The following is a 7,304-nucleotide window of genomic DNA, read 5'->3' on the forward strand; positions in this document are numbered from 1 at the left end:
CGTGTTCCCCCGGTGAAATCGCGGCTTCGCCGTCAGGCGGCGAGCAGGCCGGCGCGGGTCGGCGGCATCGCGACGAAGCCCGGCAGCGCCTCGACGCGCGCGAGCCACGCGCGCACATGCGGATACGGTTCGAGCGACACGCCGCCTTCCGGCGCGTGCGCGATGTACGTGTAGGCAGCGATGTCGGCGATCGTCGGTTGCGCGCCCGCGGCGAACGGCTTGCCGGCGAGTTCCCGGTCGATCACGGCAAGCACCTTCGCGGCCGTGCGCTTGGCCGCGTCATGATCGAGCGGCGCGCCGAACACGGTGACGAGCCGCGCGGCCGCCGGCCCCGTTGCGATGGGCCCGGCCGCGTACGACAGCCAGCGCTGCACGGTCGCCGCGCCGGCGGCATCGTCGGGCAGCCAGTGCGCGTCGCCGTAGCGCTTCGCGAGATACACGAGGATCGCGTTCGAATCGGCGAGCACGGTGCCGTCGTCGTCGATCACCGGCACCTGGCCGAGCGGATTGAGCGCGAGGAACGCAGGTTCGCGCTGCGCGCCGGCCGCGAGGTCGACGTCGACGGTCTCGAACGGCAGCCCGAGGAACGACAGGAACAGCCGGACGCGATGCGCGTGCCCGGACAGCGGGAACGAATAGACACGAACCGGACGGGCGGGCTTGCTGGCGGCTGGCATGGGAAAGCTCCTGGATCTCGCGCCGCCGGGAATCGGCGACGAACGGCCCCAGCGTAGCGCTCGCCGTTCTCGGCCAGAAGACGGATAATCGCTGAAACATTATCCGCTTCCATAGGACAATCGACGATGGCCGATCTGCGCGACGTGAACCTGAACCGGCTGGCGATCTTCGTCGCGGTGGTCGACGCCGGCTCGCTGACGGCCGCGGCCGAGCGGCTCGGCCTCGCGAAGACGGTCGTCAGCACGCACATGCAGCGCCTCGAATCCGAGGTCGGCGCGAACCTGCTGGTGCGCACCACGCGACGGTTGAGCGTGACCGATGCGGGGCGTGCGTTCTACGACGCGTGCCGCGACATCGTGCGCGCGACCGAAAGCGCGCTCGACGCGGTGTCGTCCGACGCCGGGCCGCTGCGCGGCACGCTGCGCGTGAGCGTGCCGATCGACTACGGCGCGCTGGTCGTCGCGCCGGCGATCGTCGCGCTGCGCGACGCGCATCCGCGGCTCGACGTCGAACTGATCGCGAACGACCGCATCGCCGATCTCGTCGCGGACAATCTCGACGTCGCGATCCGCATCGGCCGCCTCGCGGATTCGAACTATCGCGCGGTGCAGCTCGGCGAGTACGAGAAATGGCTGGTCGCGAGCCCCGCGTTCGTCGCGCGGCACGGGCTGCCGCGCGACCCGGACGCGCTCGCCGCGCTGCCGTTCGTGATGCTGTCGACGCTGTCGCGCCCGCATACGGTCGAACTCGACCACGCGCGCGGCGGCCATGCGTCGGTGCGTTGCGTCGCGCCGGTCGTGTCGAACACCGCGACGGCCTGCCGCGCGATCGCGCTCGCGGGCGGAGGCTTCGGGCTCCTGACGGATTTCTCGATCGCGGAGGACGTCGCGGCCGGCCGGCTCGTGCGGCTGCTGCCCGCGTGGCGCTCGGCGCGGGCCGGGATCCATGCGGTGTATCCGTCGACGCGGTTGCCGTCGCCGAAGGTGCGCGCGTTCATCGACGCGATGAAGGCAAGGATCGCGGCAACGGCCGCCGCGCCGCGTGTGCGCGCGACACGGGCGCGACGCGCCGACGATTGAAAAGGCAACCGTCCGACACATGACCTTCGCGTAGCGCCGCCTTTTGGCGACCGCTTCGCGTTTCGAGTCTCTTCGGGTTCGTACACAACGCGAATTCGTATTCCTGCGCGAAGGCCTTGCAGCTACGCGCGGCGTTCGCGTGACGGCACACGACAGGCACGCGCTCGCGCCGCCTACCCCGCTTCCCGCAACGTCCCCAGCAGCACCTTCCTGCAACTCGCGACCATCTGCGCCTCCGGGTCGCGATACCCGGTGAGCAGCCACGCCGCGCCGACGTTCGTCATCGCGCCGACCAGCGCGAGCCCGATGAGCCGCTGCTCGGTGCGCTCGGCGGGTGTCGCGGCCTCGCGGGCCGCGCCGATCGCCATGATCAGCTTGCCGAAGTCGAGCAGCATCCGCTGGTACGTCATGTCGGTATCGGCGCTCACGCCCATCACCTCGAGCAGCAGCACGCGCGCCGCGCATGGATCGCGCAGGAAGCCGAAGAACGCGGCGAGCCCCGCGTCGACGCTTTCGCGCAGATCGCCGCCGCGCTCGGCCACCGCGCGTGCGACCGCGTCGTGCAGCTGCTGCGCGTGATGCAGGTAGGTGCAGCGCAGCAGATCCTCGGTGCTGTCGAACGCCGCATAGAAATAACGGTCGTTGAGCTTCGCTTCCTGGCAGATCGACCGCACGGTCGCCTTGCGGAATCCGACCGTGCCGAACACGCGCGTCGCCGCGCGGATCAACGCATCGCGCCGCTCGGCGGCCCGCACCTCGGGCGCCACGCCGCCGTACGCCCGGCCCCGTTTTTCCGTTTCGAGTGCTTTCTCCATTTCGCTATTTGACATCAGGACACCCGAAAACTAAAGTGGTGACGAATAACACCACAATAGGCGCGCCGCCGATGCAGCGCAAGCGGAACAGGAGGAACGACGCATGAAGGGGTTTTCCGGCAAGGTCGCCGCGATCACGGGTGCCGGTTCGGGCATGGGCCGCAGCCTCGCGGTCGAGCTCGCGCGGCGCGGCTGCGAGGTCGCGCTCGCCGATGTCAACGATGTCGGGCTCGCCGCCACCGCGGCCGCGTGCGCGAAGCACGGCGTGCGCGCGAGCACGCGGCGGCTCGACGTCGCCGACCGCGACGCGGTGTTCGCGTGGGCCGATTTCGTGCGCGCCGAACACGGCAAGGTCAACCTGGTCTTCAACAACGCGGGCGTGTCGCTGGCCGCGAGCGCCGAGACTGCGCGCATCGCCGATCTCGAATGGATCGTCGGCATCAACTTCTGGGGCGTCGTGCATGGCACGCAGGCGTTCCTGCCGCACCTGCGCGCGTCGGGCGACGGGCACGTGATCAACACGTCGAGCCTGTTCGGGCTCGTCGCGATGCCGACGCAGAGCGCGTACAACGCGACCAAGTTCGCGGTGCGCGGCTTCACCGAGGCGCTGCGGATGGAACTCGAACTCGACGGCGCGCCGGTCAGCGCGACCTGCGTGCATCCGGGCGGCGTCGCGACCAACATCGTCGACGCGAGCCGCGTCGACACCAGCATCCACGCGCTCACGGGCCAGGACGAAGCGACCCACCGCCGCCAGGCGAACCGCCTGATCAACGCGACGACGGCCGACGACGCCGCGCGGCAGATTCTCGCCGGCGTCGAGCGCAACGCGCGCCGCGTGCTGGTCGGCGCCGACGCGCGCCGCCTCGACAAGCTCGCGCGCCTGCTCGGCGCCGGCTACCAGCGGCTGGTGCTGCGCCACGTGCGCCGCGCCCGCGCACGCAATCTCGAGCGCACCCGTGCCCCCGCCGCGCGGCCGACCACACCGACCAAGGATCCCGCATGACCTCGACGACGACGACCGACCGGCGCGACGCGCCGTCCGCCTCCGGCGATACCCGTGACCTCGACGTGCTGATCGTCGGCGCCGGCCTGTCCGGCATCGGCGCCGCCTATCACCTGAAAAAGCGCTGCCCGCATGCGAGCGTCGCGATCGTCGAGGCGCGCGACGCGATCGGCGGCACCTGGGACCTGTTCCGCTATCCCGGCGTCCGTTCGGACTCCGACATGTTCACGCTCGGCTACAGCTTCCGCCCGTGGCACAGCGACAAGGCGATCTCGGACGGCCAGACGATCCTCGACTATATCCGCGACACCGCGCGCGCGTACGGCATCGACAAGACGATCCGCTACGGCCAGAAAGTGGTCGCGGCCGACTGGGATTCGAACCGCGCGCGCTGGACGGTGCGCATCGAGCGCATGCGGGACGGCGCGCTCGACACGCTGGTCTACACGTGCCGCTTCCTCTACATGTGCAGCGGCTATTACGACTACGACGGCGGCTACCTGCCCGACTGGGCCGGCATGGAATCGTTCGAAGGCCGGATCGTGCATCCGCAGCAATGGCCGAAGGACCTGTCGTACGCGAACCGGCGCGTCGTCGTGATCGGCAGCGGCGCGACGGCCGTCACGCTGGTGCCGTCGATGGCGGTCGATGCGAAGCACGTGACGATGCTGCAGCGCTCGCCGACCTACATCGTGTCGCTGCCCGCCCGCGACAGGATCGCGAACGCGTTGCGCCGCGTGCTGCCGTCGCGGCTCGCGCACCGGCTCGTGCGCATGAAGAACGTGCTGCTGACGATGTACCTGTACAACGTGTCGCGTCGCAAGCCCGAGCGGACGAAACAGTTCATCATCCGCGCGGCAGGCAGGCAGCTCGGCCCCGATTTCGACGTCGCGAAGCACCTGACGCCGCGCTACATGCCGTGGGACCAGCGCGTGTGCCTCGTGCCGAACGGCGACCTGTTCAAGTCGATCCGCGCGGGCCGCGCATCGATCGTCACCGACGAGATCGAGCGCTTCACGCCGACCGGCCTGAAGCTGAAGAGCGGCCAGCAGCTCGTCGCGGACGTGATCGTCACCGCGACCGGGCTGAAGGTGAAGCTGCTCGGCGGCGCGCGCGTCACGGTCGACGGCCGCGCGGTCGATTTGCCGCAGACCGTGTCCTACAAAGGAATGATGTACAGCGACGTGCCGAACCTCGCGTCGTGGACGCTGAAGGCCGAGCTGATCGCGCGCTACGTGTGCCGGCTGCTCAACCACATGCGCGCGAACGGCTACGACACCTGCGTGCCGCGGCTCGGCGCCGGTGACCTCGGCGACGTGCCGGCGGTGAACCTGAGCTCGGGCTACATCCAGCGCGCGGCCGGCATCCTGCCGAAGCAGGGGCACCGCAAGCCGTGGAAGTTCCACCAGAACTACGTGCTCGATCTCGCGTCGCTGAAGTTCAGCGGGCTCGCCGATTCGGCCATGCAGTTCGAACGCCGCGCGAAAGCCGGCCCGGCCGCCGCGCCGGTCGCCGAACCCGTACTCGAAACCCGTTGAGGCCGACATGAGCCATACGCTTCACCTGATCCAGAACGTGCTGCTCGGCGTCGTCGCGATGCTCGCCGCGCTCGCGCTGTTTTCCGGCTACGTCGCGCGTCGCGTGACGCGCGCGTTTCCGCCCGAAGGCCGCTTCGTCGACATCGGCGGCGACCACATCCATTACGTCGAGTACGGCAGCGGCCCGCCGCTCGTGTTCGTGCACGGGCTCGCCGGGCAGTGGCGCAATTTCGCGTACCTGCCGCTCACGCGGCTCGCGCAGCACCATCGCGTGATCCTCGTCGACCGGCCCGGCGCCGGCCGCTCGCTGCGCGGCGCCGGCTCGCAGGCGAACGTGTTCGCGCAGGCCCGCACGATCGCCGCGTTCATCGACGCACTGAAGCTCGACCGGCCCGTGCTCGTCGGCCATTCGCTCGGCGGCGCGATCGCGCTCGCGGTCGGGCTCAACCATCCGGAGCGCGTGAGCCGGCTCGCGCTGATCGCGCCGCTGTCGCACGAGCAGACCGAGCCGCCGGCACCGTTCAAGCCGCTGATGCTGCCGTCGCCGCTGGTGCGCCGCTTCGTGTCGTGGACCTTCGCGATCCCGCTGACGATCCTGACCGGCCGCAAGGCCGTCGATCAGGTGTTCGCGCCGGAAGCCGTGCCGCGCGACTTCCCGGTGAAGGGCGGCGGGCTGCTCGGGCTGCGGCCGCACGTGTTCTACGCGACGGCGACCGACCTGCTGTCGGCCCCCGTCGACCTGCCCGCGATGGTGCGCCGCTACGCGGACCTCGCGCTGCCGGTCGACGTGCTATACGGCCGCGCCGATCCGATCCTGAACTGGCGCACGCACGGCGAAGCGCTCGCGCAGAAGTCGGCACGCGTGAGGTTGAAGGTCGTCGAAGGCGGGCACATGCTGCCGGTCACGATTCCCGACGCAACGGCGGACTGGCTGCTCGAAGTCGCCGCCGCGCCGGTCGAGGCGCCGGCGCAGGGCGCGCACGTCGAGCATTGAGCGTCGGCGGGCCTGCCGGCCGCGCCGCGGCGCGCGCCGGTCAGGCTTCGTCGTCGGGCAGCGACAGCCCTAGCTCCGCGATGACCTCGCGCGCGCTGCGAAACGCCTCGACCGCCGCCGGCGCGCCCGCGTACAGCGCGCTGTGCAGCAGCACCTCGCGGATCTCGACGAGGCTCGCGCCGTTGTTGAGCGCGCCACGCACGTGGCCCTTCAGTTCCGTGCCGCGGCCGAGCGCCGCCAGCATCGCGCACGTACAGAGGCTGCGCGTCTTCAGGTCGATGCCGCCGCGCTGCCACGTGCTGCCCCACGCGTGCTCGTTCAGCCAGTTCTGCAGCGGACGCGAAAAACCGTCGAGGTCGCGCATCGCGCGCTCGACGAATGCCTCGCCCATGACTTCGGTGCGGCGCGCCTTGCCCTGTTCCCTGTCCTGTTCGCTCATGTCGTGTCCTGTCTGAAGTCTTGGCCGCTTCGGCGTCGCCTGCGGCCGGGTGGGTTCGCGTCATGTTCGCGGCGCGCGGGTGTTTCGTCAAAGAACGTGCCCTCGGGGCGCGGCCGGCTGCTTCACACGCGGAACACCGGGCCGAACGCTACGTAACATCCAGCCCGGCGTTACGGCACCTTACGGGAACATCACGGCGCGCACACCGGCGCAACCGGCGCGCCCGTCACGCGAAACCCCCAATTCCTCCGTTTAAATCGCGCCGATATTCCCGATTCCCGCAACAAAGCGCCGGCGCATTGCGCGGAAGATGTCATGGCGCGGAATTTGCAGTAATGGCCCGGACACAACTTCCAATGTCGAGGCCACCATGCACCATTACTTAAAAAAGACGACGGTATCGCTGGCCGTCCTGTCGCTGCTCTCACTGTACGGCTGCGGCTCGGTCGACGGGCCGGTCACGCCGTCGATCAAGCCGAGCACGTCGGGGACGTCCGGGACTTCGGGGACTTCCGGAACGTCCGGCGGCGGCTCGTCGGGTACGTCCGGCGGCGGTAGTTCGGGGACGTCGGGGACGTCGGGGACTTCGGGGACTTCGGGCACCTCCGGTACTTCGGGTACTTCCGGTACTTCCGGTACTTCGGGTACTTCGGGTACTTCCGGTACTTCCGGTACTTCGGGTACTTCCGGTACTTCGGGTACTTCCGGCACGTCGGGCACTTCCGGCACGTCGGGCACCTCCGGCACGTCGGGCA

The 7,304-nt window shown here is 69.9% G+C and carries 7 protein-coding genes and 1 pseudogene; 4 read left to right on the top strand and 4 right to left on the bottom strand.

Translation table 11 applies throughout. From position 1 onward, the window contains the following. Nucleotides 1–32: 32 nt before the first annotated feature. Entirely contained in the window at nucleotides 33–677 is a 645-nt protein-coding gene (locus tag DID98_RS24690; RefSeq protein WP_124571616.1) for a glutathione S-transferase family protein, read from the bottom strand. A gap of 126 nt (nucleotides 678–803) precedes the next feature. Between DID98_RS24690 and DID98_RS24695 the strand changes: the two genes are divergently transcribed. Continuing rightward, nucleotides 804–1,757, top strand: a complete 954-nt coding sequence (locus DID98_RS24695; protein ID WP_124489836.1) for a LysR family transcriptional regulator — start codon at nucleotides 804–806, stop codon at nucleotides 1,755–1,757. Nucleotides 1,758–1,930: 173 nt separating this feature from the next. Here the strand turns inward: DID98_RS24695 and DID98_RS24700 are convergent, their stop codons facing one another. Beyond that, a complete protein-coding gene (locus tag DID98_RS24700) occupies nucleotides 1,931–2,587 on the bottom strand; it encodes a TetR/AcrR family transcriptional regulator (RefSeq protein WP_124489837.1) in 657 nt (218 codons plus the stop codon). 88 nt (nucleotides 2,588–2,675) lie between these two features. Between DID98_RS24700 and DID98_RS24705 the strand changes: the two genes are divergently transcribed. Genes DID98_RS24705 through DID98_RS24715 form a run of 3 tightly spaced genes read left to right on the top strand, consistent with a single transcriptional unit; the run spans nucleotide 2,676 to nucleotide 6,110 of the window. After that, a complete protein-coding gene (locus tag DID98_RS24705; protein WP_124571617.1) occupies nucleotides 2,676–3,578 on the top strand; it encodes an SDR family oxidoreductase in 903 nt (300 codons plus the stop codon). Then, entirely contained in the window at nucleotides 3,575–5,116 is a 1,542-nt protein-coding gene (locus DID98_RS24710; protein WP_124571618.1) for an NAD(P)/FAD-dependent oxidoreductase, read from the top strand. The genes DID98_RS24705 and DID98_RS24710 overlap by 4 nt, the downstream gene beginning before the upstream one ends. A gap of 7 nt (nucleotides 5,117–5,123) precedes the next feature. Next, a complete protein-coding gene (locus tag DID98_RS24715) occupies nucleotides 5,124–6,110 on the top strand; it encodes an alpha/beta fold hydrolase (protein WP_124571619.1) in 987 nt (328 codons plus the stop codon). Nucleotides 6,111–6,150: 40 nt separating this feature from the next. On the opposite strand, the gene DID98_RS24720 is transcribed toward DID98_RS24715, so the two are convergent. Together DID98_RS24720 and DID98_RS36655 are read right to left on the bottom strand one after the other, a co-directional pair. Then, entirely contained in the window at nucleotides 6,151–6,549 is a 399-nt protein-coding gene (locus DID98_RS24720) for a carboxymuconolactone decarboxylase family protein (RefSeq protein WP_044848113.1), read from the bottom strand. Nucleotides 6,550–6,927: 378 nt separating this feature from the next. Next, nucleotides 6,928–7,304 (bottom strand): annotated as a pseudogene (locus tag DID98_RS36655) (highly repetitive protein); the annotation flags it as partial.

The organism is Burkholderia sp. Bp8984, assembly GCF_003853755.1.
GTDB lineage: Bacteria > Pseudomonadota > Gammaproteobacteria > Burkholderiales > Burkholderiaceae > Burkholderia.

Excerpts from the sequence above, each read along its gene's own strand:
- DID98_RS24690 (WP_124571616.1), bottom strand. The coding sequence starts at position 677 with ATGCCAGCCGCCAGCAAGCCCGCCCGTCCGGTTCGTGTCTATTCGTTC.
- DID98_RS24695 (WP_124489836.1), top strand. The coding sequence starts at position 804 with ATGGCCGATCTGCGCGACGTGAACCTGAACCGGCTGGCGATCTTCGTC.
- DID98_RS24700 (WP_124489837.1), bottom strand. The coding sequence starts at position 2,587 with ATGTCAAATAGCGAAATGGAGAAAGCACTCGAAACGGAAAAACGGGGC.
- DID98_RS24705 (WP_124571617.1), top strand. The coding sequence starts at position 2,676 with ATGAAGGGGTTTTCCGGCAAGGTCGCCGCGATCACGGGTGCCGGTTCG.
- DID98_RS24710 (WP_124571618.1), top strand. The coding sequence starts at position 3,575 with ATGACCTCGACGACGACGACCGACCGGCGCGACGCGCCGTCCGCCTCC.
- DID98_RS24715 (WP_124571619.1), top strand. The coding sequence starts at position 5,124 with ATGAGCCATACGCTTCACCTGATCCAGAACGTGCTGCTCGGCGTCGTC.
- DID98_RS24720 (WP_044848113.1), bottom strand. The coding sequence starts at position 6,549 with ATGAGCGAACAGGACAGGGAACAGGGCAAGGCGCGCCGCACCGAAGTC.